The sequence below is a fragment of the Pseudomonas sp. PDM16 genome, assembly GCF_014851865.1.
In the GTDB taxonomy this organism is placed as follows: domain Bacteria; phylum Pseudomonadota; class Gammaproteobacteria; order Pseudomonadales; family Pseudomonadaceae; genus Aquipseudomonas.
This window is the reverse complement of record NZ_JACVAM010000002.1, coordinates 1,089,085-1,114,328: the sequence shown is the minus strand read 5'-3', so window position 1 is coordinate 1,114,328 and position 25,244 is coordinate 1,089,085. Positions and strand designations below refer to the sequence as shown.

The window sequence follows — 25,244 nt, the reverse complement described above, 5'->3', positions numbered from 1 at the left end:
CCCGTGTGGCTCGGTTATGGTCGAGGCATGTAACGACAGGGCCTCGTCATGACCTCCAAACTGGACCAACTCAAGCAGTTCACCACCGTGGTCGCCGATACCGGCGACCTCGACGCCATCAGCCGCCTCAAGCCGGTGGATGCCACCACCAACCCCTCGCTACTGCTCAAGGCTGCCGCACTGCCGCGCTACACCGAGCTGCTGGATCAGGCCGTCGGCGGCTGCGCCGGTGATCTAGGGCTGGCGTGCGACCGCTTCGGCGTAGCCGTCGGCCAGGAGATCCTCAAGGTCATTCCGGGGCGTATCTCCACCGAGGTGGACGCACGCCTGTCCTTCGATACCCAGGCCACCCTGCGCCGCGCCGAGCGTATCATCGGCCTGTATGACCAGGCCGGTATCGGCCGCGAGCGCGTGCTGATCAAGATCGCCTCCACCTGGGAGGGCATCCGCGCCGCCGAGCAGTTGGAAAAGGCCGGCGTGCAGACCAACCTGACCCTGCTGCTCTCCTTCGCCCAGGCCGCAGCCTGCGCCGACGCTGGGGTGTTCCTCATCTCGCCCTTCGTCGGCCGCATCTACGACTGGTACAAGAAGGCCGAGGGCCGCGACTTCACTGGCGCCGAGGACCCAGGGGTTAAATCCGTCTCACGCATCTATCAGTACTACAAGGCCAACGGCTACCCGACTGTGGTAATGGGCGCGAGCTTCCGCAACCTGGGCCAGATCGAACAGCTGGCGGGCTGTGATCGCCTGACCATCAGCCCCGAGCTGCTGCAGCAACTGGCCGACGACCAGGGCGAGCTGCCACGCATCCTCACCCCAGGCGCCAGCGAAGCGCGCCAGACGCTGGATGAGAAAGGCTTCCGCTGGGCCATGAACGAAGACGCCATGGCCACCGAGAAACTGGCCGAGGGCATCCGCCTGTTCGCCCGCGACCAGGAGAAACTGGAAGCGCTGCTGGCCAACCGCAGCTGAGCGGCAGGTAAATAAAAAGGGCGATATCCAGCGGATATCGCCCTTTTTCATGCTTACTAGAAACTCAGCTGCGCTCCAGCGCACTCACCAGATCGTGGAAGGCTTCCCGATTGGAGTCGTTGAGCCCCATGAGAATACGGTGTGCCTCCAGCACCTTGGCCTTGACCACCTCTTCCGACTGATCCTGGGACGGTAGGTCGCTCAGGCACTCCGGGCAGGGAATCGGCCGGTCGACGATGTTGAACACCTGATCGAAACCCATGGACTGCAGCAGACGCGTGATGTCCTCGTGGGTAGTGACCACGGTGGGCAACAGGCCGATCTTCTGTCGGGACAGAATGGACAGCTTGGCCAACAAGCCAAGGGTCGTGCTATCGATGCTGCGGGTTTCCGTCAGGTCGATAACAATTGCTGAAAAATTCAGCGCCGTGAAAATCTTCTCGATCGTTGAATCCAGAGCCGAACACAAGGTCAGGCGGACTTCGCCAACAAACTTCAGGACGAAGGTACCGTCCTGCTCGGCGAACTGGATCCTACCGGGGCTATTCCCAGGATTCATGCAAGGTTCCTGCTCAACACCAGCAAGGCAATATCATCCGGCATATCACGTAGATTGGCCAGTCCAAAGACCTGGCGCAGCCCGTCGAGAGTGCCTCCCGCTTCGCTTACCAGCCTGGGCAGCGCCGCTTCTTTATCTTTGAGCGTATCACCGGGCAAAAGGTCCAGAATGCCGTCGGACATCAGACTGAGGCTGAACGATTGCGGCAGCTGCATCACCAGATCGGTGTAGCTGGCTTCATCGAAGAGACCGACTGGAAGCCCTCTTCCCTCCAGATAGCTAGCCTTGCCCTCACTGAACAATACAGGCAGCGGCAGATGGCCGCCGATGCTGTAGGTCAAGGTCCCACTCTCCTCGTCGATCACGCCACCCAGCATGGTCACATGTTTGCCCAGTTTGCAGTTGATCAGGCCGCGATTGATGTGGCCAAGCACATCAGACGGTTTGAACTCGGGCAGGATGCCATTGCGCCGCCACTCATACAGCAGGCGGGTGGTCATGAACTTGAGCAACACAGTGACAAAGGCAGACGAGGCGCCGTGACCAGAGACGTCGGCCAGATAGAACGCCACGCGGCGCTCATCTACCCGGAAGTAGTCGACGAAATCGCCAGAGAGATACAGAGAAGGAATGATCTGGTGAGCGAACTCCAGACCATCCACCTGCCAGGGTGTGGTCGGCAGCATGTTCATCTGCACCTGACGCCCAGCGTTCTGATCCTCCTGCAGAAGGTGCAGGCTGGCCTGCAACTCGCGATTGGTGGCTTCAAGCTTCTCGCGGTAGCGCTGATTCTCCAGACGCAGATGCGAGCGATCCAGTGCGCGGCGCACCGAGTGCTCCAGCACCGCCAGATCTTCCAGTGGCTTGATCAGATAGTCGGCTGCCCCCAGGCGCAGGGCCTCTACGGCGTCGCTCATCACTCCGGCACCGGAGACCACGATGACAGGCACTTCGCTGTTGATCACATTGATCCGGCGGATCAGCTCGAGACCATCAATCTGTGGCATCCGCAGATCGCAGATGATCACGTCGGGCCGTTCGCGCTCGAACACCTCCAGCCCTTGCAGCCCGTTTCCGGCCTGCAGGACCTGGAAACCGCTGTCGTCGAGATAGGCTGCAAGGCTTGCCCGTACTACCTCGTCATCATCGATAAGCAGCAGCTTGGCGCTGGTTTTATGCATGGGCCATCCAGGCAAACGACGCCGGAGAGAAATTGTATTTGGCGCCCGGCATCAGGAGAAACACCTGTACTCGGACGATTTACGGCGCAGACGGTACTCCCATCCGCCAGGCGATTCAAGCGACCAGCCAATTGTCGCAACGCGCCTTTACACCTCAAATCGGCGAGGGTTATAAGTCCCTCGGGAGCACGTTATAAAAGAAGAGGATTGGGTTCATGAGCCAGAATGATCGTGCCTACAGCGAGAAACGTGACTTCATCCGCATGCGCTTGGAAGCTCCGGTCACCCTCCACCACGCAGGCAGGGAGATCCAGGCCCAGTGCCTCGACCTTTCCAGCACCGGCATGCAGGTCGAGGCGGAATGCGAGTTATCCATGGGTGACCGGCTGAAGGTCCACATTCCATCCGAGCACAGCGAGCTGAAGGGACTTGAGGCTGACGCAGAGGTGGTTCGCCTGACGCCACTCGACAATGGCCGGACCTCCATAGGCCTGGCGATACTGTCGATGAGTTGAAAATCAGAAAGGCGGCCAAGGCCGCCTTTCTGATTTTCCGGGTGGTGGATCAGAAGTCGTCCACCACCTCGCCGTCCTTCACACGGAATTCGCGATTCTGCAGGTACGCGTTGCGAATGAAGATGTACTTGTCGCCAGTGACCATTTTCTCCGCCGACAACAGGCTCGCACGAGTATCGATCACATTGATCGCACGGGTGACATTGCGGGTCGGCACATGATCGATATAGGGATATGGGCCAAGGTAACCATCGGGAATCTTCGCCGGAGCATCGCGCAGGCTGCTCGGACCGAGAAGCGGAATGACCAGGTACGGACCACTTCCCACCCCCCAGACTCCCAGGGTCTGGCCAAAGTCCTCGTCGTTACGCTGCAGCCCCATCTCGCTGGCCACGTCGAAGAAACCGAGCAAGCCGAAGGTGGTATTGAAGATCAGGCGGCTACCGTCAACCCCAGCGTCATGCACCTTACCCTGCAGCAGATCATTAGCCAGGTTGCCGACGTCGCCGATATTGCGAAACACGTTATGTACACCGTCCTCAAGGAACTGCGGAGTCACCGCCTGGTAGCCCTTGGCAACGGGCTTCAGCGCATAGGTGTCTACCGCGTCATTGAAACGGAAGATCGGCCGATTGAAGCCCTCCCAGGGATCATCTTCCGCGGCACTTGCCGCCAGCGGCAATACCGCCAGTGCAGCGCACGCGCACAACCGGCCCAGACGATCGATCCAGCTTGCACCGATCATTCGCATTTGCAGTCTCCCCATCGCATCAGTAGTGTGGCGGCCCGAGGCCAACCGGAATCCCTGTAGGCCACGCAGTATAAACCTCGCCGCCCCGCAAGGCAGCAGCATAGCGGACTCCAGCATGCCGGATAAACGCCTGCTCCATACCGCCCGTATCGCAGTTCGCTGGAGCGACATGGACAACTATGGCCACGTCAACAACACCGTCTACCTGGAATACGTCCAGGAGGCGCGCGTGGAGTGGTTTGCTCAAGCGGGCATTAACATTGATCACGCCCCGCAGGGCCCGGTCGTGCTGCAGACAACACATACCTACCTGAAACCAGTGATCCACCCCGCCACCGTGGTGATCGAACTCTACGCGGGGCCCGTCGGCCGCAGTAGCTTGGTGGTCGAACACCGCCTGAGCACCGAGGAAGATCCTCTACGCTGCTACGGCGAAGGTCACTGCAAACTCGTCTGGATCGACCATGCCAACGGTGCTTCTGTAGCGGTTCCAGACGATCTGCGCAAACTGATGAACACTTAGACAGTCACGGGAACGTCACAGGCACTCGCTACCCTGCCCCGAACGCTTCGGGGAAACGATCTATGCCTGAGACTCAGTTCAACGCCTTGCTGTTCGGCATGACCGGCTGCCTGGTCGACCACGGTGCCCGCACACTGCCAATCGCCCTGCAGCATGCACAGCTTTCGCAGCGACCACGCGATCTAACGTGTCCGAAACTTCAGGACAGCCTGCTCGCCAGCGCCGATGAGCGAGCCGAAGCGCTCCCCGGCGTTCAAGAGTTACTGCACGACCTGCACCAACGGGGCCTGCCGTACGCGGCCTTACATGACCTGCCCACCGAGGTGGCACAGCAACTAGCAATCGCCCTGCCCCAGCCGATCACGCTCTCCGGCATCGGAAAGTCCCGTCCCTGGCCTGCCCCAGACAGCATCTGGCAGTCTCTGGCACTTCTGGAAGTCGAACGACTGGAAGGCTGCGTGCTGATCGCAAGCGACCCCCACCTCCTCCTGGCGGGATTGAACGCCGGCCTCTGGTGCATCGGCCTCGCCACCTGCGGCCCCCTGTGCGGGCTGGCTCTGGCGGACTGGCAGGCTCTAAACTCGAGTGAACGGGAAAAGCTCCGGGCCCTCGCTACTTTGGAGCTGTACCGGCTCGGCGCTCACTCGGTCATCGACCATCCCGGGGAGCTGCCAGCATGCCTTCTGGATCTGGCAGCACGGCGTGGCAAAGGCGAAAAACCCTGACACCCAAAACCTGCCCTGGATCAGGCAGCCGTCGGTTGACTGGATTAACCTACAGCTAAATGCAGCGAACCCGTACCGAAAGGTCGGGTCCACTCTGCGGTAGCCACGAAGGAGACAATCATGTCCGCACGCCTGCAGCAACACTTCCAGCAACTGCGCGAAGAGCTCGCCGCCGATGGCCCGCTGGACGCGGATGATCGAGTCGCACTGCTCGAGCTGATGCAGGAAATCGACTTGAAGCTGGCCAAGGAGCTAGCCAGCGACCCCGACGCCACCCTTGTCGACGGGGTCAACCTGGCCGTCGAACGCTTCGAAAGTCAACATCCCACACTGACCGGCACGTTACGCAACATACTGCAGAGCCTGGCTAATATGGGGATCTGACCCCTAAATGCAAAAAACGCCTTATCGCGTATCAAGCGATAAGGCGTTTTTTCTTTCGACTTCCACACCTTTATGCAGCCCGGCACCACATAGCATGCCGGAACCAAAAGGATAGATGATCAGTCTTCGCGATAACGGCGCAGCTTCAGGGCCTTGCCGGCGACACGGGTGTCCTTGAGCTTGCTCAGCAGGCGCTCGAGGCCGTCTTCCGGCAGTTCGATCAGGCTGAAGGTCTCGCGAATCTGGATACGACCGATGGCATCGCGCTGCAGGCCACCCTCGTTGAGGATGGCGCCCAGCAGGTTCTTCGCGGCGATACCGTCACGCGCACCCAGGGCAGTACGGCAGCGGGCCTTGCCCTCGCTCGGTGCGGCCATCGGGCGGCGCTCACGCACTTCGCCACGATCACCACGGTCGTACGAGCGCTCGGGACGATCGCCGTCACGCTCGCGACGCTCACGCGGGGCACCAACGCTCGGCACCAGCGGCTGCTCGCGCTCGACGCTGGCCAGATCCAGAGCCTGTCCACCGGTAGCCTTCTTCAGCAGAGCCGCGGCCAGGGCACGCGGGCTGCAGCCGATGTCGGCGATCAGACGATCCAGCAGAGCGCCATGGCTGGCTTCGGCATCCGCAACCAACGGGGTGATGCCGGTGGTCAGCTTCTTGATACGGGCGTCCAGCACCTGCTGCGCATTGGGCAGCTTCACCTCGCCGACCTTCTGCCCGGTGACGCGCTCGATCACCTGCAGCATGCGGCGCTCGCGCGGAGTCACCAGTAGCAGGGCACGACCTTCGCGACCGGCGCGGCCGGTACGGCCGATGCGGTGTACGTAGGACTCCGGGTCGTACGGCATGTCGACGTTGAGCACGTGAGTGATGCGCGGTACGTCGATACCACGGGCCGCCACGTCGGTGGCGACCACAATGTCCAGGCGGCCGTCTTTTAGCGATTCGATCACACGCTCACGCTGGTTCTGGGCAATGTCGCCGTTCAGCGCGGCGGCCTTGTAGCCCTTGGCTTCCAGGGCACCGGCCAGGTCCAGGGTGGCCTGCTTGGTACGCACGAAGGCGATCAGGGCGTCGAAGTCCTCGACTTCCAGCAGGCGGGTCACGGCATTGACCTTCTGATCGGCATGGATCATCAGGTGCGCCTGCTCGATGCGCGACACGGTCTGGGTCTTGGCGGCGATTTTGACGTGCTTGGGCTCGCGCAGGTGCTTCTCGGCGATCTCGCGGATCGAGTGCGGCAGGGTCGCGGAGAACAGCACGCTCTGGCGGGTGGCCGGCATGGCCTGGAAGATCACTTCCAGGTCATCCATGAAACCGAGCTTGAGCATTTCGTCGGCTTCGTCCAGCACCAGATGGCGGATGGTCGACAGCAGTTGGTCGTTGCGGCTCAGGTGGTCGACCAGGCGGCCCGGGGTGGCCACGATGATCTGCGCACCCATGCGCAGGGACTTCAGCTGCGGGCCCATCGGCGCGCCGCCGTACACGGCCACGACATTCACGCCGGGCATCTGCTTGGAATAGGTCTCGAACGCGGTGGCCACCTGCAGGGCCAGCTCGCGGGTCGGCGCCAGAATCAGCGCCTGTGGCTCGCGCTTGGCCGGGTCGATCTTGGACAGGATCGGCAGGGCGAAGGCGGCGGTTTTGCCAGTGCCGGTCTGGGCCTGGCCGATCATGTCGTGGCCGGCCAGGATCATCGGGATCGCCTGGGCTTGAATGGGGGACGGCTCTTCGTAACCGACTGCGGTCAGTGCAGCGAGAATGGAAGGATGAAGGCCGAGATCGGCAAAGGTGCCGGTTTCCTGGGTCATGGGTCTGCCTCGAAAGTGCATCCGCAAAGACCCGAGTGGCAAAGGCTGCACGTGCCATGAAGGACCTTGTGGGTCAACCTGGCAGCCCTGCGATGGGGATTTGCGAAGACGTGATTGAAGTGAGATCAAGGATAGTCCGCAGCAGCGGACAAGCAGCGAAGCAGCGCTTCGGGAATGCATCACCTGAACTCGGCCGTTTTGGCCGGGCGCGAATCATACAGGAAAAAGATGGCTGCGGGTCGTGAATTTGCACCAGCCGGTCGAACGGTTCGTCAACTGGCCGGGCGCAGGACGTCCAGCAGTGACTGTAGGGAATAACCCAGACGCGGCTTGAGCGCCTCGGCGCGAGCGCCCAAACCGTCAAGGTCGAGAGGCTGATCGAGATCGGCGGGCACCAACAGGGTGACATTACCCTCCTTCACCGGAATCTCCCAGTAATGACGGTGGAACAGCCCACGCAGCAGTGCAGCGCCGAGCGGACGACCATCATCGGTGCCCCACTGGTTGATCACCAGCCAACCGCCGGGGTTGAGCTTCTTCTGGCAGTTCTCCAGAAAGCGCCAGGCAAGATGACCGGGCGCCGGGCCGGTATCGGTATACAGATCGACGAAGATCAGGTCGGCAGTCTCGGCGCTATCGAGCAGCTCCAAGGCATCGCCGATGCGTATGGTCAGCCGCGGATCATCATCCAGCCCCAGATACTGCATGGCCAGGCGCGGGACCTCGGGGCGCAGCTCGATAACTTCGACGTCATCCAAGGCCAGGAACTTCAGGCACGCCTGGGTCAGGGTGCCGCCACCCAGCCCCAGGAACAGCGCCGACTCTGGCGCCTCATGGCACAGCGCACCGATCAGCATGGCGCGGGTGTAGTCGTACTCCAGCCAGGCCGGGTCGCGGGTGTAAGTACAGCTCTGCTCGATGGCCTCGCCGAACTCAAGAAAGCGGTAGTCGCCCACTTCCAGCACGCGAACCACGCCCCAGTCGTCGCGCACCTCTTCCAGCAGAACCTCATCGCGCAGATCGCTCATTGGCCGAGCCCCTGGCGAAACTGACCAGGCGTGATACCGCTCCAGCGACGGAAGGCTTTGGCAAACGAACTCTCGTCGGAAAAACCGAGCCCCTCGGCCACCTCGGCCACCCTTGGTGATTCGCGCAGACGCTGCTCAGCCATCTGGTGCAGCACCTGGTCGCGCAGCAACTTGAAGCTGGTGCCCTCCTCGGCCAGCTTGCGGTTCAAGTGGCGACCACTCAGCTCCAGTTGCTCGGCGATGCGCTCCTTGCCCCAGCGCGGCTGGGCACGCAATTGCTGCTGCACACGCACTGCCAGGCTCTGGTTGCCGAGGCGTTCGAGCAGGCTGTCGGCCAGGCCGCGCAGGTGCTCGCGCATCAGCGCGTTGGCCTGGATCAACGGTGTGGCCAAGGCGGCACGGTCGAACACCAGGGCGTTGTCATCGGCATCGAAGCGCAACGGGCAACCCAGCAACTCGATGTAGCGCGCTTCGCCACCACGCGGCCCATGAGCGAAGTGCAGCTCCAACGGCTGAATACGCTCGCCGGTGATCCAGCGGCTCATGTGCAACAGGCTGGCCAGCACTGCCTCCACCCGCTCCTCGCGGCGCACCTGATAGAACGGCTGATAGACCAGGCGCAGCTGGTCGCCCTCCTGGCACGAAGAAAATTCGCCGCCATCGCCCACGATTGGGTAGTACTCCAGGAACGCCTCCAGCGCTTCCCCCAGGGTCTCGCAGCTCATCAGCAGCGCGCCAACCATATCCAGATGGCCCACCTGCAGGGCACTGCCCAGGCGAAGACCGATCAGCGGGTCCTGGGCAGCGGTACAGAAGGCTTCCCACAAGGCTTCCTGACGGGCCAGCGGAATGCGCACCTCCTGGCCCAGCTGGCGCAACTCGGCCGGCAGCGGCAGAGCCAGGCGCTCTGCGGCCTGAAGGATGGCCTGGGCGTAGTGGACGGTGACCGAAGGTGGGTTGCTCATGGAGTCCTGAATTAACCGGAAGAGGTCCTGATTGAGCCATTACGACGCTCAGGTGCCTGCATATGCTTGCGGAACAAAACTAGAAAGACAATGAGTTGCCTTGCATGCATGCCATCATCGGAGCCGGCCCTATGGGGCTGGCTGCTGCACGTCAGTTGCAGCGCCATGGTATCCCTTTCGTCGGCTTCGAACTGCACCACGACGTCGGCGGATTATGGGATATCGCCAATCCACACAGCACCGTCTACGAGTCGGCGCACCTGATCTCGTCCAAGGGCATGACCCAGTTCGACGAGTTCCCCATGGCCGAGGCGGTGCCGCCCTACCCGCACCATAGCCACGTTGGCCAGTACTTCCGCGACTACGCTGAGCGCTTCGGCCTGCGCCAGCACTACCAGTTCAGCACCCGCGTAGTGCGCCTGGAGCGCCTGTGTCGCGGCTGGCGACTGGTCAGCGAGCACAATGGTACCCAGCGCGAATGGCAGTTCGAGGGCATGCTGATCGCCAACGGCACCCTGCACACGCCCAACCAGCCGGCGCTGCCAGGCCAGTTCGACGGCGAACTGCTGCATGCCTCGGCCTACAAGAATGCCGAGATTTTCGCCGGCAAACGGGTGCTGGTGATCGGCTGCGGCAACTCGGCCTGCGACATTGCCGTGGACGCCGCACACCGCGCCAGGTCGGTCGACCTGTCGGTGCGCCGCGGCTATCACTTCCTGCCCAAGTTCATCCTCGGCAAGCCGACCGACACCTTTGGCGGTGCGGTGAAACTGCCGCGCCGGCTCAAGCAGCTGGTCGACGGTCTGCTGACCCGCGTTCTGGTCGGCAAGCCCTCGCAGTACGGCCTGCCCGATCCGGACTACCGACTGTACGAGTCGCACCCGGTGATGAACTCGCTGGTGCTCCACCATATCGGCCATGGCGATATCCAGCCGCGCGGCGACATTCGCGCGGTAGACGGCAAGCAGGTGACCTTCACCAATGGCGACGTTGCCGAGTACGACCTGATCCTGCAGGCCACCGGCTACAAGCTCGACTATCCCTTCATCGACCGTGCCGAGTTGAACTGGCCGGCGAGCGCAGACGCCCCTCAGCTCTACCTCAACGTGTTCCACCCGCAGCGCGACGACCTGTTCGTGCTCGGCATGGTCGAGGCCTCTGGCCTGGGCTGGCAGGGGCGTGCCGAACAGGCCGAGCTGGTTGCCCTGGCCATCGCCCAGCAACAACGAGGTACGGCGTCGGCACGGCATTTCCGCCAGCAGGTTGCCGAGCGCGCCGGGGAACGCCTGGATGGCGGCTACGCCTACCTCAAGCTGCCGCGCATGGCCTACTACGTGCACAAGACCAGTTATCGCACCGCACTCAAGGCTCATATCGCCGCGCTGCGTGCCGACCTAGCGCCCTCCGTCACCCAGCTACGGGAGCACGGCGATGCCCAGCGTCAATCTTGAGTTCTCGCCCTCGGCGATGATCGCCCTCAACGCCATCATCGCCCTGATGATGTTCGGCGTGTCCCTGGAGCTGCGTGCCGGCGACTTCAGCCGCATCCTGCGCGCCCCCAAGGCGCCGGTGATCGGCATGCTGGTGCAGTTCGTGCTGCTGCCGGCAGCCACCTGCGGCCTGACCCTGCTGCTGCCGATCGATCCGCAGCTGGCCCTGGGCATGATCCTGGTCGCCACCTGCCCCAGCGGCACCTTCTCCAACATCATGACTTGGCTGGCGCGCGGCAACGTCGCGGTGTCGGCCAGCGTCACCGCGGTGTCCAGCCTCACGGCCGGCATCTTCACCCCGCTCAACTTCGCCCTGTACGCCGGGCTCAACCCCAACACCCGCGCGCTGCTCACCGAGATCCATGTCGAGCCGCTGGACCTGCTGGCCATGGTGGTACTGGTGCTGATCCTGCCGATGCTCGCCGGCATGACCCTGGGCAAGCGCCGCCCGCTGATCGCGCGCAAGCTGGAGAAGCCGTTGCGGCACTTCTCCCTGCTGGTGCTGCTGGCCTTCGTCGGCGGCGCCTTCGTGAAGAACTTCGACCAGTTCATCGAGCACTTCCACCTGTTCTTCTGGCTGGTGGTCACCCTCAACGCCCTGGCCCTGGGCCTCGGCTACCTGTGCGCCAAGCTGTGGCGTCTGAATGACGCCGACGTGCGCGCGGTGACCCTGGAGAGCGGCATCCACAACTCGGCGCTGGGCATGGCGCTGATCTTCACCTTCTTCCCGCAGGCCGGCGGCATGCTGCTGATCGCCGCATTCTGGGGCTGCTGGCAACTGCTGGCGGGCCTCGCGCTGGCCCTGCTGTGGGCGCGGCGTACCCCGGCCGGCGCGGTCGCCGCCGAGGTGGCGCAATGAACGTCACTCTGATCACCGGCGCCGCCAGCGGTCTCGGCTGGGAGCTGGCCAAGGCCTGCCACGCCCGCGGCGACAGCCTACTGCTCACCGATATCGACGCCGCCGGCCTGGCCGCGCGGGTGGCCGAGCTGAACAGCGAGCGGGTCGAAGCCTTGTCCGGAGACATCACCGATCCGCTGCTGCACCGCCAGTTGGTCGACGCCTGCCGTACTGTCTTCGGCCGCCTCGACCTGCTGATCAACAATGCCGGCATCACCCATCGCTCACCGACCCTGCTGACCCGCCCCGAAGTGCTGCGCAAGGTGATGGCGGTGGACTACCACGCGCCGCTGGAGCTGACCCTGGCCGCCGCCGAGCTGCTGCGCGAGAGCCGTGGCCAGGTCGCTGCCATCGGCTCCATGGCCGGTTGGATGCCGGTGCTCGGCCGCGCCGGTTACTGCGCAGCGAAGAGTGCCCTGGCGCAGAGCTTCGAGGTGCTGCGCGCCGAGCTGGCGCAGGATGGTGTGGGCCTGCTGATGGTCTACCCGAGCTTCCTCGACACCCCCATCGACCGCAACGCCCTGGGCGCCGATGGCAAGCCCGCCGGCCACGCCCGCTCGACCCTGGGCAGCGTGCGCAGCGCAGGCTGGATGGCCGAGGAAATCCTCAAGGCCCTGCGCAGCGGCCGCGAGCGCCTGTTCCCCGACCGTGGCAGCTGGCTGGCCAGCCTGCTCTGGCGCATCGCCCCGGGCCTGTACTACCGGCAGATGAGCCGCCGCTTCGCCGGCGAGCTGCCGCCACCCGGCAGCCGCGCAGTGGTGTTGCAGGGCGAGCCGCAGCCGTGAGTGCCTCCTATGCCCTGGGCGCCTTCATTCTGCTCGCCTACACCCTGGAAGCCGTCACCGGCTTTGGCAGCATCGTTATCGCACTGTCGCTCGGTGCGCTGCTACTGCCCATCGAACAGCTGCTGCCAGTGCTGGTGCCACTGAACATCGGCATGACCGGCTACCTGGTGTGGCGCCACCGCGCGCAGATCGACCGCCGCCTGCTGCTTGGCACCATCCTGCCGGGCATGGTCGCCGGTACCGCGCTGGGCTACCTGCTGCTGCCGTATCTGGACGCGGCGCTGCTCAAGCGTGGCTTCGGCGTGCTGATCCTGTGGTTCGCCGGGCGCGAGCTGTGGCGCCTGCGCAACGCTACCGCGCTGCCGGTACGCCCGCAGTGGCTGACCCGTCTGCTCACCCTCGGCGCCGGCCTCAGCCATGGCCTGTTCGCCTCCGGCGGGCCGCTGCTTGTCTACGGCCTGGCTGGCACCACGCTGGACAAGGCGCGCTTTCGCGCCACCCTGGTCAGCGTCTGGTTCACCCTGAACAGCCTGCTGACCGCCGCCTTCCTGATCGACGGCCGCCTGCAACCAGCCCTGCCTCAGGTGCTGGCCTACGCCCCGCTGCTGCTGGTCGGCCTATGGCTGGGCGAACACCTGCATAGGCGCTTCGACGAACGCCACTTCCGCATCTCCATCTACGCCCTGCTGCTGGTCACCGGCACGCTGCTGTTGGTAGGCCCTTGAAAAACGTTAGCGAGGTAGCCAGCGCAAGGCAAAAGCAGGCGAAAAGGCGGAGTTTACGAGCTGTAAATGAGCACTTTGAGCCTGCTTTTAACGCCGCGATGGCAACGCAGGTAGTTTTTCAACGGCCTACAGCCCCCTGGAGCCTGGTATGAGCTACGACATCATCATCAAGAACGGCCTGTACTTCGACGGCAGCGGCGCGCCGGGCGTGCCGCGCCATATCGGCATCCGCAATGGCAAGGTCGACGCGGTCAGCATCAGTCCGCTGGATGAAAGTGGCGCCGAGGTGCTCGACGCCGCCGGCAAGTGGGTCACCCCAGGCTTCCTGGAAATCCACTCGCACTACGACGCCGAGGTGATCGCCGCGCCGGCGCTCAAAGAATCCGTGCGCCACGGTGTGACCAGCGTGACCATCGGCTCCTGCTCGATCAGCATGGTGCTGGCCGATGCCGAGGACTGCTCGGACCTGTTCACTCGTGTCGAGGCCGTGCCGCGCGAATACGTGCTGCCGATCCTGCAGGAGAAGAAGACCTGGCGCGATGCCGCCGGTTACCGCGCCTTCTACGACCAGCTGGCGCTGGGCCCCAACGTCAGCTCCTTCCTCGGCCACTCCGAGCTACGCGTGGCGGTGATGGGCCTGGAGCGCGCCACCAGCAACGTGGTGCCGACCGAGGCCGAACTGCAGCGCATGGAACAACTGCTGGAAGAGGCGCTGGACGCCGGCTGCATCGGCCTGTCGGTGATGACCACGCGCCTGGACAAGATGGACGGCGACCGCGCCTGGTCCAGCCCACTGCCCTCGACCTTTGCCAGTTGGAAGGAATTCTCCCGCCTGTTCGCCATCCTCCGTCGCCGTGGCGCGGTGATGCAGGGCGCGCCCAACGCGGTGACCAAGGTCAACGTGTTCGCCTTCCTCTGGCAGGCCCACGGCTGGTTCCGCACCCCGTTGAAGTGCTCGATGCTCACCGCCCTGGATCTCAAGTCGCAGCCGCTGCTGCACCGTTTCACCCGTTTCTCCGGCTGGTTGGCGAACAAGGTGCTGCGCGGCAACTTCCGCTGGCAGACCCTGCCGGCACCGTTCACCCTACGCCTGGAAGGGCTCAACGTGAACGCCTTCGAGGAGTTCGGCGCCGGCGAGATCCTGCGCAACATCAAGGACCCGGACGAGCTGTACGCCAAGGTACTGGAGCCGGAGTTCCGCGCCCTGTTCAAGAAGCAGGTCAAGGCCGTGCTGACCAAGGGCCTGTGGCACCGCGACTTCTCCGACTGCTGGGTGACCGAGTGCCCGGACGCAACAATGGTCGGCAAGAACTTCAAGCAGCTCGGCCAGGCCCGTGGCCTGGACGCGGTGGACGCCTACTTCGAGCTGGCCTGCCAGTACCGCGAGGCGCTGAAGTGGACCACCTGCTACGGCAACCAGCGCCTGCCGGTAATGCACAAACTGCTGTCCAGCCCCTGGACCCAGCCGGGCTTCGCCGACTCCGGCGCGCACCTGCGCTCCATTGCCCAGTACAACTTCCCGCTGCGCTTCCTCAAGTACGTGCGTGACGCCCAGATCGCCGGCACCCCGTTCATGGAACTGGGCCAGGCGGTGCGCCGCTGCAGTGGCGAGCTGGCCGACTTCATCGGCGTCGACGCCGGCTATATCCGCGTCGGCGACCGCGCCGACCTGGTCATCGTCAATCCCGCCGGGCTGACCGATGAGCTGGACGACATGAGCGAGGCACCGATGGAAGTGCTCGGCCTGGTGCGGGTGGTCAAACGCAACGACGCCGCAGTGGACGCCACCCTGATCAACGGCCGCATCGCCTACCGGCGCGATCAGGAATTCCCGGACGATCTGGGCAAGGCCCAGGGCTACGGGCGCTTCCTGCAAGGCCGCGATGTACAGCCACGCACGGCGCCGGTACGCGGCTTCCAGCCGGCGACCGCCTGAAGATTCATCCCTCGCCTCCCCCATCGGTGAGGGTTCGATAGAGGGCTAGCCCTCGATAGATCAGGCGCCAGCAAGAGCGCCGCGTCCCGGCCCAGCCGGGGCGACGCCAGCGGCCATCCCAGCCGTGTATTCGGGATGCCGCTGGCGTCGTTACGTATCCGCTGGGGTCACCCTGTCGGCAGCCAAGTATTCGTTGGCAGGCTGACCTCTGCGGATGCTCCGTCCTCAATGCATCCGCTCAATCACAGCTATCGGCTGACCTGCCGCGTCCTGCGGGGTTAACATGCCGGCAACCGATTAGCCGCGAGAAGTCCGATGCACGCCTGGAGCCCCGAAAGCTGGAGAAAGCACCCCATCCAGCAGCAACCCGAATACCCCGATGCCGCCCACCTGGCCCGCGTGGAGCAGACCCTGGCCGGCTACCCGCCGCTGGTGTTCGCCGGCGAGGCCCGTGAGCTGCGCCGCCAGTTCGCCGAGGTCACCCAGGGTCGTGCCTTCCTGCTGCAGGGCGGCGACTGCGCCGAGAGCTTCGCCGAATTCAGCGCGGCGAAGATCCGCGACACCTTCAAGGTGATGCTGCAGATGGCCATCGTCATGACCTTCGCCGCCGGCTGCCCGGTAGTAAAGGTTGGGCGGATGGCCGGCCAGTTCGCCAAGCCGCGCTCTTCCGGCAGCGAGACCGTCGATGGCGTGACCCTGCCGGCCTATCGCGGCGACATCGTCAACGGCATCGGCTTTGACGCCGTTAGCCGCGTGCCGGACCCGGACCGCCTGCTGCAGGCCTACCACCAGGCCACCGCCAGCCTCAACCTGCTGCGCGCCTTCGCCCAGGGCGGCTTCGCCGACGTGCACCAGGTGCACCAGTGGAACCTGGACTTTATCGCCAATTCCGCCCTGAGCGAGAAGTACCACCAGTTGGCCAACCGTATCGACGAGACCCTCGCCTTTATGCGCGCGGTTGGCATGGACAGTGCGCCGCAGCTGCGCGAAGTCAGCTTCTTTACTGCCCACGAGGCGCTGCTGCTGAACTACGAGCAGGCCTTCGTGCGCCAGGACAGCCTTACCGGGCGCTGGTACGACTGCTCCGCGCACATGCTGTGGATCGGCGACCGCACCCGCCAGCTGGACGGCGCCCACGTCGAGTTCATGCGCGGCATCGAGAACCCCATCGGGGTCAAGGTCGGCCCGAGCATGGACCCGGACGAGCTGATCCGCCTGATCGACGTGCTCAACCCGGACAACGATCCGGGCCGCCTCAACCTGATCGTGCGCATGGGCGCCGAAAAGGTCGAAGCCAACTTCCCGCGCCTGCTGCGCAAGGTGAAGGAGGAAGGTCGCCAGGTGCTGTGGAGTTCCGACCCCATGCACGGCAACACCATCAAGGCCTCCAGCGGCTACAAGACTCGCGACTTCGCGCAGATCCTCTCCGAGGTGAAGCAGTTCTTCCAGGTGCACCGCGCCGAGGGTACCCACGCCGGCGGCATCCACATCGAGATGACCGGGCAGAACGTCACCGAGTGCATCGGCGGTTCGCGACCGATCACCGAAGACGGCCTGTCGGACCGATACCATACCCACTGCGACCCACGCATGAACGCCGACCAGTCGCTGGAGCTGGCCTTCATGATCGCCGAGACGCTGAAACAGGCGCGCAGGTAATAAGCGGGCGGCATGAGCAGAGGTGATCGATCCACTGCTCGCTCCCCCCAGGAGCCATCATGGCCTTCGCCCTCTATATAGACGGTCACCTTCGGCGATCCGAGCCAAGCGAGCCTCGCCTGCCTTGGTGGAGTTTCACCAAGACAGTGCTCGCGGCGGCGGCACTCTCGCTGGTGGATGACCGACGTATGGGACTGGACGAGCTGGTTCCTGAGGGCCCCTTCACGCTGCGCCAGCTATTAGGTCACGAGGCCGGCCTGGCCGATTATGACGAACTGACCGACTACCATGCCGCCGTCGCCCGTGGCGATGACGCCTGGCCTGCAGAGGAGATGCTGCAGCGCGTCGACGCAACCCGACTGCGCTATCCACCCGGAGAGGGCTGGCGCTACTCGAACGTCGGCTACCTGTATATATGCCGTCTGATCGAGCGCGCGTCGGGCCTTCCACTCGCCCATGCGCTGGACCAGCGAGTGTTCAAGCCTCTCGGGCTGACGGATGTCGCGCTCGTCCGTGAGCGTACCGACCTACCAGGAATGACCGGATACGACACGGCCTGGGTCTATCACGGCCTGCTCGTCGGCCCCATCGGCCAGGCAGCCCTGCTGCTTGATCGCTTGCTGAGCGGGCATCTGCTTTCCGAGGGGATGCTTGCGCAGATGCGCTGCGCAAGAGTCCTCGGCGGCCCCATCGCCGGCACCCCATGGCAGGTTCCTGGATACGGACTCGGGCTGATGCAGGGTGAGGTGGCGGGCGGATTGTTGCTGGCCGGCCACACCGGATCAGGGCCGGGAAGTAGTGTCGCGGTGTACGGCGCTACCGACGGCATCCGACGAGCCACCTGCGCCGTTTTCCGCAGAGGAGGACAAGCGGCCGCCACCGAGGCGGAGACCGTAGGACATCTTTCGGAAAGCCTGGGCTTGCCACCACGGAGTCATTGACAGACCGAGGAGTGCGAATCGCTTCACGTCCTCAGCAGGCCATATCGCCGACAATGACTGGCCGGCCGGATGCCGACGCCTCTCGGCCAACTCAATACGCCAAAGTGTAAGGACGATGCTATGAAGCTGCAGTACTCCCTTTCTGCTCTCGCGCTTGCCACCCTGCTTTCGGGTTGCCAGAACATGAGCACAGACGCCATGCTGAACACCGGCCTGCAAGCCTTCCAGGCAGCGACCCTCAGCGATGCCGACGTCAAGGCAATGGCCGACGACGCCTGTGCACAAATGGACTCGGAAGCGAAGATCGCTCCAGCCAGCAGCAAATACAGCCAGCGCCTGAAGAAGATCTCCACCAACCTCGGCAGCGATGCCGGCGGCACTCCGGTCAACTACAAGGTCTACCTCACCGACGACGTCAACGCCTGGGCCATGGCCAATGGTTGTGTACGCGTGTACAGCGGCCTGATGGACCTGATGAACGACAACGAAGTAGAAGGCGTACTGGGCCACGAGATGGGCCACGTTGCCCTTGGCCACAGCAAGAAGGCGATGCAGACTGCCTACGCCGCATCCGTTGCCCGTGGTGCAGCAGCCTCGTCCGGCAATGGCGCTGTCGCTGCCCTGTCGAGCTCGCAGCTCGGTGAGCTGGGTGAAGCCCTGGTCAACGCCCAGTTCTCGCAATCCCAGGAAAGCGATGCCGATGACTTCTCCTTCGACCTGCTGAAAAAGCGTGGTATTCCGCTGAACGGCCTGGCCAGCGCCTTCGACAAGCTCGCCAAACTGGGCGGCGGCGACAGCAGCATGTTCGACTCGCACCCGGGCTCAGCCGATCGCGCTGCCCACATCCGTCAGCGTATCGCCTCCGGCAAATAAGTGCCCCACCCGCTCGTGCCCTGGCGCGAGCGGGTCCCCAGGCGCATCGTCTGCTCCCTCTCCCTTCCGCACTGCCAAGCTACCTCAACTACCTACCCGTCGAGCGTGGCGACGAAAACATCGTCTCCATGGGTGTATGTACACCGCCCCCACGTCAGATTGTGCGGGCCTGCGCCTAGACGACCTAGCGGCCTCACGAAGCAGCATCCACATCGCCTCTAGAAATCGCCGACACGTCGCATTCGGTCGAGCGCCGTGAGAGAACTGCTTCTCGATTACCTAGCTACCGTCGCGTTGATCCAGAGCAATACCGCCGCCCCGTCATCCCCTAGGATGACCGGCAGAAAAAGAGCCGGAAACGAAACGTCGTCCCAGAACGGCGGCCCCAGGAGCGTCCGCCAGGGAGGGTGGACTACTCATGCTAGGCGTGCGAACTCCGAAAACATCCACAGGAGGTTTGCATGAGCATCACATCGTCCGCCATCTGCTCCGCCGCCGATGCCCTGCAGGGGCTGGTTGGATACAACGCAAAGAGTGGCTATCACATTGTCCGCTTCAGCGAGGACTCCTTCGGCCTCGACGTGCCCGAGGACACCATCCAGCCATGTGCCGAGTTCGTCTGGCAGCCCCTCAAGGGAGAGCTGATGACCCTCAGCCGCGAACGCCTCGGCCTTCTGCTGGAGCAACGCATCGACGAGCGCCTGAATATCTCCGAACCACTGCGTGTCTATCTCCACCGCAGCGACCTGCCAGAGATCATCGCCGAGCGCCGAAAGGCTTGAGAATCGGCGAAGCGGCTCAGGGCTGGCATAATCCACTCCTCACGATGAGTTTCATGATTCGAAGGATTGCAATCGATGCCATTGTGGCGCCTGCCCTGGCTGCTGCCTCTGCTGCTGATGGCGCTTCCCTGCCCGGCAGCCCAGGAACTGGTCCGTTACCCTCGCGCAATGCCGGGCGGCGACTTCCGTCCGACCTATCCGCTTGCGCAGCTGCAGCTCGCACTGGACAAGGCTGGCAGCGACGCGCGCATCGTTCCGTCCGACCATTACATGGAACAGGATCGGGCCCTGCTCAACCTCGAGCAGGGCAAAGCAGTGGACGTGGTATGGACAATGACCAGCCGCGAACGCGAACAACGCCTGCTGCCCGTACGCATTCCGCTGGATAGGGGCCTGTACGGCTGGCGTGTAGCCCTGGTGCGTGCCGACAATCAGCATCTGCTGGCGAATGTCCGCGACCTATCCGACCTGACGCGCTGGCGTGCCGGCCAGGGACATGACTGGCCCGATACAAGCATCCTGCGTAGCCATGGCCTGAGGGTGGAGGTCAGCTCCAGCTACGAGAGCCTGTTCCTGATGCTGCGCGCCGGTCGCTTCGACTACTTCCCCCGTGCGGTGCTGGAGGTACGCGGCGAGCTGCAGCACTCCGGCGGGAACGACCTGACGCTGGATGAGCACCTGGCTCTGCGCTACCCCACCGCCCTGTACTTCTTTTTCTCGCCCGACAATCCGCAACTGGCGGAAACGGTACGTCGGGGATTGGAAGTAGCGCTGGCGGACGGCTCCTTCGAGCAGCTCTTCCAGCAATACCACGGCGCAGACCTGCACGCCGCGCAGATGGATAGGCGACGAATTATCGAGATAAGCAACCCACTACTGCCAGAGGAGACGCCGCTGCAGCGCACCGAGCTGTGGTACCACCCCTGAATCAGTCGCGAGGCAGGTTACCCTTCAGCGCATTGCGACTATGGGCGCCGAAGTGTCGGAACAGCTCGACCAGCAGGTGTTCCAGGGCGGGATCGGGTGTCGCCGGCTTGAGGGCGTTGCCCTCGCTGAATCCCATAGATGCCTTGCCCTGCTGCGTCGAGGCGCGTGCCATCCACTCCCCGATCAGCGCATCGAAATCATCGGCACGGGCATAGGATTCCGCCGCCACTACCTCAGCCGCGTAGTCCGAGTCGAACGTCGGGTAGTCTCCATCCGTTTCGCTTGCCGCATAGGCCCGCAACAGAGGATGGTCAACCTGGCCCTCATTTAGCAGCATCTGCATCCGGTCGAACTGATATTGCTCGATGGCCGTGTGCCGATCGGCAACGCGCTGAATGGCAGCCTGACGATCCTCCGGATAACCGGCCTGCGCCTTGGCGGCGATCAGCACCATGCCGGCGGCGCTCACTCCGGGCAGCACGCTAGCATGATAGGGCTGGGTAAGGTCCTGCAGGTAATGCATGGTCCAGCCCAGGAAGCGATAGCCCCAGTAAGGATGACCGCTGGCGAACGCCAGGCGAGCCAGGCCACTGTACTGGTAGACGCGCCAGTGGGGCAGCGTTTGACCCAGGTAGGGAGCCGCCGCGAAGATCAGAGCCGGCTCGTGGTAGTAACCGATATGAAATGGGGCTTGCGAGGAATACTCGAAGCGGGCATCACCGAATGGCTGCGGGCCGAAGTTGTAGCGTTGCCCTGCCGCTCCCGGATTGTCACTGAACAGATTGATGTCATGACCGTAGTCCGGCTCGTCCGCCGCGCTGGTCAGCACCTGCAGCGCCTGGACCTTTTCCCCGGACTGCAGCGCCAAATAGCGCCAATGCGTCCAAGGGCCGACCTTGTGAAACACCAGAACATCCTCCCCCTTCAGCAAAGGCCGGCCACCCGCCTCCTGCCCCGGCAGCTGCTGAATGAAACTGGCTAGCTTGATCTCCGGGTTGATACGCAATGCTTCGAGAAAAGCCTCTCGGCGGTCCTCCTTGGCATCGGCCCGCCAGCGCAGATCGTCGGGGCGCGGCGGATAATAGGAGAAATGCTCCCGCGCATGGCGCTCCTGCTCATCCAGCAGTTGTTCGATGGCAACCGCCTGGTCCTCGAGGAAGGCTTCCAGCGGCTCCACCACTATCTCCTCACGCAGCTCCGGCTGCTCTTGCAGGGAAAGCAGGCTACCCAGCGAGTGGTTGGACCAGGCCAGAGCATGGGGGGACAGGCCGCAGGCCAGGGCAGCCGCGAACAACAGGGCAATGGGCTTCACGAACACTCCAATGTCAGTATTTTTGGACCAAGGCTACCTGCCGACCCACCGTGAGGCACTGTCAGGGCGCGCCAACCCTACTCACCGATCGGGCTTCAATAGTCGGCGTAACTGCGCTCGATCTCGCGATACAGGCCATTCTCTCGAATGATGGCAAGGCCCCGATTGAAGCCCTCGGCCTGCTCCGGCAGACGGAAGCCGACGCTGTAGGCCGTCGGAGGAAACAGCATGTACTGTGTGACCGGTTGGGTCGTATCGACCTGCTCGGCTACCTCGCGATTGAAGTAGCGCAAGATGCGTGGATCCCCCACGGCAACCTCGACGCGACCGCTATACAGCAAGCGGTTGCGATTGATCTGCTGCGCCTCCTCGCGATATCGAGGATTGGCCTCGGCCATGGCCTGGAACTCCGGCCCCAGAAGATACCGGGCTCGTTGGAACGCACTGACGGAGTACCGCCCCAGCTCGGCAATATCGGTGATGCGGTAACCGCGCGAGGACAATGCCAAGGCGACGTTCTGGCAATGAATGTAGGGTTCCGAGTAATGGGCCTGTACGCCGCTGAAGGTATTGGTGGTCGCGATTCCATCTAGCTCGCCACGCACGATGGCGAGATGCAGCCGCTCCATGGGAGCGAATCGCGCATCCAGCTGATATCCGGCCGCTTGCACCGCCGCTGCGACGATGTCGTACTCCAGTCCGCGCTTCTCGTTCTCGAATACATAAGGTGGCTTGTGGGTGCCGAAGCCGATGCGCAGGGGCTCCGCCATCACGACGGGCGCCAGCAGTAGCCACAACCATGGCCAGACACGTGAAAGCATGCGGTTTCACCTCGATGATTGGGTCTAGCATAGGGCCTGGCTGGCAGAGGGCGCCATCACCCGCGCATATGCACGGCGATTCATCCCACAGCAGCGTCTTGGGTCTAGACTCAGCGCTCTCAGCTGACGGAGAACTGCCATGCTCAAAGCCGAATACCAACACCGCGGCAAGGTGCCGCAAGACGTGATCGAAGCGGTCAAGCTGGAACTACCGCCGCTGGCCGCTGGCCAGGCACTGATCAAGGTGCTGGCTGCGCCGATCAACCCCTCCGATGTGCTTACCCTGACTGGCGAATACGGCATGCTGCCGCCTCTGCCGGCCATTGGCGGCAACGAAGGTGTCGGCCGCGTCGAGCAACTGGGCGAAGGCGTGAGCAACGTCAAGGTCGGCCAGACCGTGCTGCTGCCGGTCGGCTGTGGCACCTGGGTGACCCACCTGCACGCCCCCGCCGCCAAGCTGATCCCGCTGCCAGACACTGATCCGCAGCAGCTGGCGATGATGACCATCAACCCGCCGACCGCCTCCCTGCTGCTCAGCCAGTTCGTCGACCTGCAACCGGGTGACTGGGTGATCCAGAACGCCGCCAACTCCGGAGTGGGCGGCTATCTGATCCAGCTGGCCAAGCTGCGCGGTTTCAAGACCATCAATGTAGTGCGCCGTGAGGCGGCCGTGGCCGGTCTGCAGGCCGAGGGTGGCGACGTGGTGCTGGTCGACGGCCCCGACCTGCACAAGCGCGTGCGCGAAGCCACCGGCGGCGCCAACGTGATGCTCGGTATCGACGCGGTCGGTGGCAAGGCCACCGACCATGTCGCGGCCTGCCTGAGCGAGGGCGGTACTCTGGTGAACTACGGCCTGATGAGCGGCGAGCCGTGCCAGGTGTCGGCCTCCTCCTTCGTCTTCCGCGATGTGACCCTGCGCGGCTTCTGGCTGGCCAAGTGGTTCCAGAAGGCCACCCCGGCCGAACAGATGAAGGTGTTCGGCGAGCTGACCCAGCTGATCGCCACCGGCAAGCTCAAGGCGCGCATCGCCGCCACCTACAACGTCAGCCAGATCAAGGAAGCGATCGCCGCGGCCGCCAGCGGCGAGCGCGATGGCAAAATCCTGATCGTGCCCTGATCGTTACCGGTATGAAAAAGGGGCCCTCTGGGCCCCTTTTCGTTTCACTCCGCCGCTGGCTTCTTGCGCTTCAGCGGGGCCATGCCGTCCTGGCTGACCAGCCCTGACGGCGCCGCCTTGGGCGCATTGGGGCGGCGCTTGGGCGCGGTCTTGCTGGCCGATTTCTTGGCACCGTCCTTCTTGTCGGTCTTTTTCTTCTTGACGCCGACCGCCTTGCCGGACGCCTTGACGTTCTTCGGGCCCTGGTAGCTACCCTTGAGCTCCTTGATAGTACGGCGCTCGAAACGCTGCTTGAGGTAGCGCTCGATGCTCGACATCAGATTCCAGTCGTTATGGCAGATCAGCGATACCGCCAGCCCGTCCGCGCCAGCACGGCCGGTACGACCGATGCGGTGCACGTACTCGTCGCCGGAACGCGGCATGTCGAAGTTGATCACCAGGTCCAGGCCGTCGATATCCAGGCCTCGCGCCGCCACGTCGGTGGCCACCAGCACCTTGCTACCGCCCTGCTTGAGGCGGTCGATAGCCTGCTTGCGGTCCTTCTGGTCCTTGTCACCATGCAGTACGAAGGCCTTGTAGTCCGCCGCTACCAGATGGCCGTAGAGGCGGTCGGCTTGCACCCGGGTATTGGTGAAGACGATGGCCTTGCGGTAGGTCTCGTTGGTCAGCAGCCAGTGCACCAGGCGTTCTTTGTGCCCCGGATCGTCGGCGGTGATGATCTGCTGGACGGTAGTCTCGCTAAGCTGATCGACGCTGTTGAGCTTGAGGTGCACCGGCTCACGCAGCACCTTGGCGATCATCTCGCGCAGCACCTTGCCGCCGCCGGTGGCGGAGAACAGCAGGGTTTGCTGGCGGTTGGCGCACTCCTTGGTGATGCGCTCGATGTCCTCGGCGAAGCCCATGTCGAGCATGCGGTCCGCCTCATCCAGCACCAGCACCTCGACACCGTTGAGCTTCAGACTGCCAGCGTTGAGGTGCTCCATCAGACGGCCCGGCGTGGCGATCAGCAGGTCCGGCTGGCGGCGCAGCATGGCCGCCTGTTCCTTGAAGTCCTCACCGCCGGTGACCAGCGCCGATTTGATGAAAGTGAACTGGGAGAAGCGCTCGGCTTCCTTGAGGATCTGCTGGGCCAGCTCACGGGTCGGCAACAGAATCAGCGAGCGCACGTCGGTGCGCTGCTTCGAGGTGGCATCGCCGAGCAGGCGATTGAACAACGGCAGCAGGAAAGCCGCGGTCTTGCCACTGCCGGTCTGCGCCGTCACCCGCAGATCCCGCCCCTCCAGCGCCGGCGGGATGGCCGCCACCTGCACCGGCGTCGGCTCGGTGAAGTTGAGCTCGGCCACGGCCTTGAGCAGGCGTTCATGCAGGGCGAATTGGGAGAACACGGGGCATACCTCGACACGGATCAGAAACTGGCTGCATAGGTTACCGGTTCTGTCGGCTAAAAGCCCGAACGGCTGCGCCACTGCCCTCTGGGCAATGGCCGGAAGCACCCAGCCCGTTTGCCATAAGCTCGCCACGCCGGATAAAATGCGAACAAATCTCAAATGCACTGAAT

At 63.8% G+C, this 25,244-nt stretch carries 24 protein-coding genes and 1 pseudogene; 16 read left to right on the top strand and 9 right to left on the bottom strand.

Features of this window, described 5'->3' with window-relative positions; genetic code table 11:
* The first annotated feature begins 48 nt into the window (after nt 1-48).
* On the top strand, nt 49-972 hold the full coding sequence (gene tal, locus IB234_RS11630; RefSeq protein ID WP_192317639.1) for a transaldolase: 924 nt from the start codon (nt 49-51) through the stop codon (nt 970-972).
* A 64-nt stretch (nt 973-1,036) separates the two neighbouring features.
* On the opposite strand, the gene rssC is transcribed toward tal, so the two are convergent.
* On the bottom strand, nt 1,037-1,531 hold the full coding sequence (gene rssC / locus IB234_RS11625; protein WP_192317637.1) for an anti-sigma factor antagonist RssC: 495 nt from the start codon (nt 1,529-1,531) through the stop codon (nt 1,037-1,039).
* On the bottom strand, nt 1,528-2,712 hold the full coding sequence (gene rssB, locus IB234_RS11620; protein ID WP_192317635.1) for a two-component system response regulator RssB: 1,185 nt from the start codon (nt 2,710-2,712) through the stop codon (nt 1,528-1,530). The genes rssC and rssB overlap by 4 nt, the downstream gene beginning before the upstream one ends.
* A 215-nt stretch (nt 2,713-2,927) precedes the next feature.
* On the opposite strand from rssB, the gene IB234_RS11615 reads away from it, so the two are divergent.
* Nucleotides 2,928-3,227, top strand: a complete 300-nt coding sequence (locus IB234_RS11615) for a PilZ domain-containing protein (protein WP_192317633.1) — start codon at nt 2,928-2,930, stop codon at nt 3,225-3,227.
* A 49-nt stretch (nt 3,228-3,276) separates the two neighbouring features.
* On the opposite strand, the gene IB234_RS11610 is transcribed toward IB234_RS11615, so the two are convergent.
* On the bottom strand, nt 3,277-3,978 hold the full coding sequence (locus IB234_RS11610; protein WP_192317631.1) for a VacJ family lipoprotein: 702 nt from the start codon (nt 3,976-3,978) through the stop codon (nt 3,277-3,279).
* A 115-nt stretch (nt 3,979-4,093) separates the two neighbouring features.
* Between IB234_RS11610 and IB234_RS11605 the strand changes: the two genes are divergently transcribed.
* The 3 genes from IB234_RS11605 (at nt 4,094) to IB234_RS11595 (ending at nt 5,610) form a co-directional block, all read left to right on the top strand.
* On the top strand, nt 4,094-4,501 hold the full coding sequence (locus IB234_RS11605) for an acyl-CoA thioesterase (RefSeq protein ID WP_192317629.1): 408 nt from the start codon (nt 4,094-4,096) through the stop codon (nt 4,499-4,501).
* Nucleotides 4,502-4,563: 62 nt separating this feature from the next.
* Entirely contained in the window at nt 4,564-5,226 is a 663-nt protein-coding gene (locus tag IB234_RS11600; RefSeq protein ID WP_192317627.1) for an HAD family phosphatase, read from the top strand.
* A 120-nt stretch (nt 5,227-5,346) separates the two neighbouring features.
* Nucleotides 5,347-5,610, top strand: coding sequence for a DUF4404 family protein (locus IB234_RS11595; protein WP_192317625.1), 264 nt, complete (start codon nt 5,347-5,349; stop codon nt 5,608-5,610).
* A 119-nt stretch (nt 5,611-5,729) separates the two neighbouring features.
* Here the strand turns inward: IB234_RS11595 and IB234_RS11590 are convergent.
* The 3 genes and pseudogenes from IB234_RS11590 to IB234_RS11580 form a co-directional block, all read right to left on the bottom strand.
* Nucleotides 5,730-7,504 (bottom strand): annotated as a pseudogene (locus tag IB234_RS11590) (DEAD/DEAH box helicase).
* 195 nt (nt 7,505-7,699) lie between these two features.
* Nucleotides 7,700-8,455: a spermidine synthase gene (locus IB234_RS11585; protein WP_192317621.1), complete on the bottom strand. Its 756-nt coding sequence runs from the start codon at nt 8,453-8,455 to the stop codon at nt 7,700-7,702.
* Entirely contained in the window at nt 8,452-9,420 is a 969-nt protein-coding gene (locus tag IB234_RS11580; RefSeq protein ID WP_192317618.1) for an AraC family transcriptional regulator, read from the bottom strand. The genes IB234_RS11585 and IB234_RS11580 overlap by 4 nt, the downstream gene beginning before the upstream one ends.
* Nucleotides 9,421-9,524: 104 nt before the next feature.
* On the opposite strand from IB234_RS11580, the gene IB234_RS11575 reads away from it, so the two are divergent.
* From IB234_RS11575 to IB234_RS11530, 10 genes are all read left to right on the top strand, one after another.
* Nucleotides 9,525-10,871, top strand: a complete 1,347-nt coding sequence (locus IB234_RS11575) for a flavin-containing monooxygenase (RefSeq protein ID WP_192317616.1) — start codon at nt 9,525-9,527, stop codon at nt 10,869-10,871.
* Nucleotides 10,852-11,769 carry a bile acid:sodium symporter family protein gene (locus tag IB234_RS11570; protein ID WP_192317614.1) on the top strand — a complete coding sequence of 306 codons (918 nt, stop codon included), beginning with the start codon at nt 10,852-10,854 and terminating at the stop codon, nt 11,767-11,769. Before IB234_RS11575 ends, IB234_RS11570 begins: the two co-directional genes overlap by 20 nt.
* Nucleotides 11,766-12,593: an SDR family NAD(P)-dependent oxidoreductase gene (locus IB234_RS11565; protein ID WP_192317611.1), complete on the top strand. Its 828-nt coding sequence runs from the start codon at nt 11,766-11,768 to the stop codon at nt 12,591-12,593. Before IB234_RS11570 ends, IB234_RS11565 begins: the two co-directional genes overlap by 4 nt.
* Nucleotides 12,590-13,318, top strand: a complete 729-nt coding sequence (locus IB234_RS11560; protein WP_192317609.1) for a sulfite exporter TauE/SafE family protein — start codon at nt 12,590-12,592, stop codon at nt 13,316-13,318. The genes IB234_RS11565 and IB234_RS11560 overlap by 4 nt, the downstream gene beginning before the upstream one ends.
* A 148-nt stretch (nt 13,319-13,466) precedes the next feature.
* The gene (locus IB234_RS11555; RefSeq protein ID WP_192317607.1) at nt 13,467-15,254 is read left to right on the top strand and encodes an N-acyl-D-amino-acid deacylase family protein; all 1,788 of its coding nucleotides are present in this window, start codon (nt 13,467-13,469) and stop codon (nt 15,252-15,254) included.
* A gap of 315 nt (nt 15,255-15,569) precedes the next feature.
* On the top strand, nt 15,570-16,913 hold the full coding sequence (locus IB234_RS11550; protein ID WP_192317605.1) for a class II 3-deoxy-7-phosphoheptulonate synthase: 1,344 nt from the start codon (nt 15,570-15,572) through the stop codon (nt 16,911-16,913).
* A gap of 59 nt (nt 16,914-16,972) precedes the next feature.
* Nucleotides 16,973-17,854 (top strand): serine hydrolase domain-containing protein, encoded by an 882-nt coding sequence (locus IB234_RS11545; RefSeq protein WP_192317603.1) that lies wholly within the window; start codon nt 16,973-16,975, stop codon nt 17,852-17,854.
* Between the two features lie 120 nt (nt 17,855-17,974).
* Nucleotides 17,975-18,727 carry a M48 family metallopeptidase gene (locus tag IB234_RS11540; RefSeq protein ID WP_192317601.1) on the top strand — a complete coding sequence of 251 codons (753 nt, stop codon included), beginning with the start codon at nt 17,975-17,977 and terminating at the stop codon, nt 18,725-18,727.
* A 461-nt stretch (nt 18,728-19,188) separates the two neighbouring features.
* Complete coding sequence (locus tag IB234_RS11535) at nt 19,189-19,509, top strand: DUF2025 family protein (protein WP_192317599.1); 321 nt, start codon at nt 19,189-19,191, stop codon at nt 19,507-19,509.
* Nucleotides 19,510-19,584: 75 nt separating this feature from the next.
* Complete coding sequence (locus tag IB234_RS11530; RefSeq protein ID WP_225580471.1) at nt 19,585-20,436, top strand: substrate-binding periplasmic protein; 852 nt, start codon at nt 19,585-19,587, stop codon at nt 20,434-20,436.
* Between the two features lies 1 nt (nt 20,437).
* Here IB234_RS11530 and IB234_RS11525 read toward each other — a convergent pair whose 3' ends face one another.
* Nucleotides 20,438-21,739 carry a phospholipase gene (locus IB234_RS11525; RefSeq protein ID WP_192317827.1) on the bottom strand — a complete coding sequence of 434 codons (1,302 nt, stop codon included), beginning with the start codon at nt 21,737-21,739 and terminating at the stop codon, nt 20,438-20,440.
* 104 nt (nt 21,740-21,843) lie between these two features.
* Nucleotides 21,844-22,569 carry a substrate-binding periplasmic protein gene (locus IB234_RS11520; protein WP_192317597.1) on the bottom strand — a complete coding sequence of 242 codons (726 nt, stop codon included), beginning with the start codon at nt 22,567-22,569 and terminating at the stop codon, nt 21,844-21,846.
* Nucleotides 22,570-22,708: 139 nt separating this feature from the next.
* On the opposite strand from IB234_RS11520, the gene IB234_RS11515 reads away from it, so the two are divergent.
* Nucleotides 22,709-23,686, top strand: a complete 978-nt coding sequence (locus IB234_RS11515) for a zinc-dependent alcohol dehydrogenase family protein (RefSeq protein WP_192317595.1) — start codon at nt 22,709-22,711, stop codon at nt 23,684-23,686.
* A 44-nt stretch (nt 23,687-23,730) separates the two neighbouring features.
* Here the strand turns inward: IB234_RS11515 and IB234_RS11510 are convergent, their stop codons facing one another.
* Nucleotides 23,731-25,071, bottom strand: coding sequence for a DEAD/DEAH box helicase (locus tag IB234_RS11510; RefSeq protein WP_192317593.1), 1,341 nt, complete (start codon nt 25,069-25,071; stop codon nt 23,731-23,733).
* Nucleotides 25,072-25,244: the final 173 nt, after the last annotated feature.

Bases quoted from the DNA above. Each gene is read 5' to 3' on its own strand.
- tal (WP_192317639.1), top strand. From the start codon at position 49: ATGACCTCCAAACTGGACCAACTCAAGCAGTTCACCACCGTGGTCGCC.
- rssC (WP_192317637.1), bottom strand. From the start codon at position 1,531: ATGAATCCTGGGAATAGCCCCGGTAGGATCCAGTTCGCCGAGCAGGAC.
- rssB (WP_192317635.1), bottom strand. From the start codon at position 2,712: ATGCATAAAACCAGCGCCAAGCTGCTGCTTATCGATGATGACGAGGTA.
- IB234_RS11615 (WP_192317633.1), top strand. From the start codon at position 2,928: ATGAGCCAGAATGATCGTGCCTACAGCGAGAAACGTGACTTCATCCGC.
- IB234_RS11610 (WP_192317631.1), bottom strand. From the start codon at position 3,978: ATGCGAATGATCGGTGCAAGCTGGATCGATCGTCTGGGCCGGTTGTGC.
- IB234_RS11605 (WP_192317629.1), top strand. From the start codon at position 4,094: ATGCCGGATAAACGCCTGCTCCATACCGCCCGTATCGCAGTTCGCTGG.
- IB234_RS11600 (WP_192317627.1), top strand. From the start codon at position 4,564: ATGCCTGAGACTCAGTTCAACGCCTTGCTGTTCGGCATGACCGGCTGC.
- IB234_RS11595 (WP_192317625.1), top strand. From the start codon at position 5,347: ATGTCCGCACGCCTGCAGCAACACTTCCAGCAACTGCGCGAAGAGCTC.
- IB234_RS11585 (WP_192317621.1), bottom strand. From the start codon at position 8,455: ATGAGCGATCTGCGCGATGAGGTTCTGCTGGAAGAGGTGCGCGACGAC.
- IB234_RS11580 (WP_192317618.1), bottom strand. From the start codon at position 9,420: ATGAGCAACCCACCTTCGGTCACCGTCCACTACGCCCAGGCCATCCTT.
- IB234_RS11575 (WP_192317616.1), top strand. From the start codon at position 9,525: ATGCATGCCATCATCGGAGCCGGCCCTATGGGGCTGGCTGCTGCACGT.
- IB234_RS11570 (WP_192317614.1), top strand. From the start codon at position 10,852: ATGCCCAGCGTCAATCTTGAGTTCTCGCCCTCGGCGATGATCGCCCTC.
- IB234_RS11565 (WP_192317611.1), top strand. From the start codon at position 11,766: ATGAACGTCACTCTGATCACCGGCGCCGCCAGCGGTCTCGGCTGGGAG.
- IB234_RS11555 (WP_192317607.1), top strand. From the start codon at position 13,467: ATGAGCTACGACATCATCATCAAGAACGGCCTGTACTTCGACGGCAGC.
- IB234_RS11550 (WP_192317605.1), top strand. From the start codon at position 15,570: ATGCACGCCTGGAGCCCCGAAAGCTGGAGAAAGCACCCCATCCAGCAG.
- IB234_RS11545 (WP_192317603.1), top strand. From the start codon at position 16,973: ATGGCCTTCGCCCTCTATATAGACGGTCACCTTCGGCGATCCGAGCCA.
- IB234_RS11540 (WP_192317601.1), top strand. From the start codon at position 17,975: ATGAAGCTGCAGTACTCCCTTTCTGCTCTCGCGCTTGCCACCCTGCTT.
- IB234_RS11535 (WP_192317599.1), top strand. From the start codon at position 19,189: ATGAGCATCACATCGTCCGCCATCTGCTCCGCCGCCGATGCCCTGCAG.
- IB234_RS11530 (WP_225580471.1), top strand. From the start codon at position 19,585: ATGCCATTGTGGCGCCTGCCCTGGCTGCTGCCTCTGCTGCTGATGGCG.
- IB234_RS11520 (WP_192317597.1), bottom strand. From the start codon at position 22,569: ATGCTTTCACGTGTCTGGCCATGGTTGTGGCTACTGCTGGCGCCCGTC.
- IB234_RS11515 (WP_192317595.1), top strand. From the start codon at position 22,709: ATGCTCAAAGCCGAATACCAACACCGCGGCAAGGTGCCGCAAGACGTG.